Annotated in this window: 2 protein-coding genes; both read left to right on the top strand. The window is 38.5% G+C overall.

Annotated features, from left to right (window positions below):
- The coding region (locus AC1DPQ_RS26275) for an OmpA family protein (protein ID WP_477611371.1) at window positions 1–1299 on the top strand (1299 nt) is incomplete at its 5' end.
- 516 nt (window positions 1300–1815) lie between these two features.
- Window positions 1816–2003, top strand: a 188-nt coding sequence (locus AC1DPQ_RS26270; protein ID WP_477611370.1) for a Y-family DNA polymerase, incomplete at its 3' end; no start/stop codon positions are given.

The following is a 2003-nucleotide window of genomic DNA, read 5'->3' as shown; positions in this document are numbered from 1 at the left end:
CCAAACGATAGTATTCAATTGTTTCCTATAAAAACCGGAACAAGCTACCATGTAGGTTCGGCAAGTTTTACTGCCGATGGTAAAACCATGTACTTCACTTTAACCCGCATCACCGATGAGTTAGAGCGGTTAAAAAAGCAACCAACAACAGTTAATGTAGAAATTTTTAGCAGTATAAAAGCTGCCGATGGTACTTGGGGGAAGCCTGTTTCATTCGCCTATAATGATGTAAACAACTATTCGGTAGGCGATCCTTTTATTACTGCAAATGGAAATAGCCTTTACTTTGTGTCGAACATGCCCGGCGGATTAGGTGGTACAGATATTTATGTCTGCTTAAAAACTGATGCCGGTACATGGGATAAACCAATAAACCTGAAAGAAATAAATACCGAAGGCAATGAACGCAGTCTGGTTTTAGACGGAAAAGATAATTTCTATTTTTCTAGTGATGGCAGAGTTGGGATGGGTGGACTGGATGTTTATCGGGTTTTAAAGGAAAGTGGAAAAATTGGACAGATCGAAAATCTGGGTTATCCTTTTAATTCTCCTCAAGATGATTTTGGCTTTAGTTTAAGCGAAAAAGATTGTGTTGTTTATTTTTCTTCTAACCGTGAAGGTGGTTTGGGTAGTGATGATATTTACACCATTGATCAGAAGATGACCTTGGCTTTTAAATTAGAAGGACGGATTTTGGATAAAAATAACAATCAGCCTATTGCAGGTGCATTGGTAACCTTAGCAAAAGCAAACGGTGCTGTTTTAAAAACGGAAACTGATGAGAATGGCGGTTATAGATTTAATTTAACTAAAGAATCTGAATACAATGTTTCGGCAGAAAAAACAAACTACAGATCTGATGTAGAAAAGCTGGCAACTATTGGCTTAACAACTTCTGGCGTACTTACGCAAAACCTATATTTAGAAGCTGTTGTAATTAACAAAGCAATTAAGCTGGAAAATATCTATTATGATTTCGATAAATGGAACATCCGCCCGGATGCTGCAGCAGAGTTGGATAAACTGGTTAAAATCATGGCTGATAATCCGACTATCTGGATCGAATTAGGTTCGCATACCGATAGCAGGGGCAAGGATGCTTACAACCTGAACCTATCACAAAAAAGGGCTGAGTCTGCTGTAGAGTATATCATCTCGAGGGGTATCGATAAAAACCGCATTACTGCTCATGGATATGGCGAAACACAGCTGTTAAACAAATGTAGCAACGGGGTAGAATGTAGCGAAGAAGAACACCAGTTAAACAGAAGAACAGAATTCAAAATCGTAAAACAATAAGCACAATTAAGATTTACGAAATATTTTATTTTTTTACCTGCCTCCGATGAAAATCGGGGGCATTTTTGTTTTCGGTAATCCATGGCTAGTGCTCCACCAGCTACATAAAATATAAATGTGTGTCAGTCTGAGCGTAGTCGAAGACCTTCTTTGCGATATAAATATATGGCCATATGAGCTTATATTTTCTTAAATGCCTTATATGGTTAAATATGTCCGCGTTGCGGCCCACACAACTCGCACATGCTTGGTGTCCTCACCAGCCATCAATCGTTTAATTCCTGCGCTGCGTCATTCCTATCATGTAAGTTCCTATGGATCAACCTAAGGGATTGGGAGCCTAATTTCGTGCTTTTCCGTGTTTCCGTGGCAAATCCTTCGAGCAAACTCAGCATAATAAAGTGTAGTGTATTAAACTAATTTTATTAGTATTTTGTTTAAAGTTAATCGATTTTAATTTTCTTTAAAACTAAAAATATTAGTATTTTTGATCTCAATCATCCTTATAATACGAGAATGGATAAAGAAAGGCAGATTATTCATATGGATCAGGATGCATTTTTTGTATCGGTAGAAATCAGAAAAAATCCCAAGTTATTGGGTAAACCCGTAATTATCGGCGGCGGCGGCGATAGGGGTGTGGTAGCCTCTTGCAGCTACGAAGCACGCCAGTACGGCATACATTCTGCAATGCCCGGTAGAAC

Source organism: Pedobacter sp. 01T416_2 (assembly GCF_056398925.1).
Note: the sequence above shows the minus strand (reverse complement) of the source record. Positions and strands in the feature narration are given on the sequence as shown.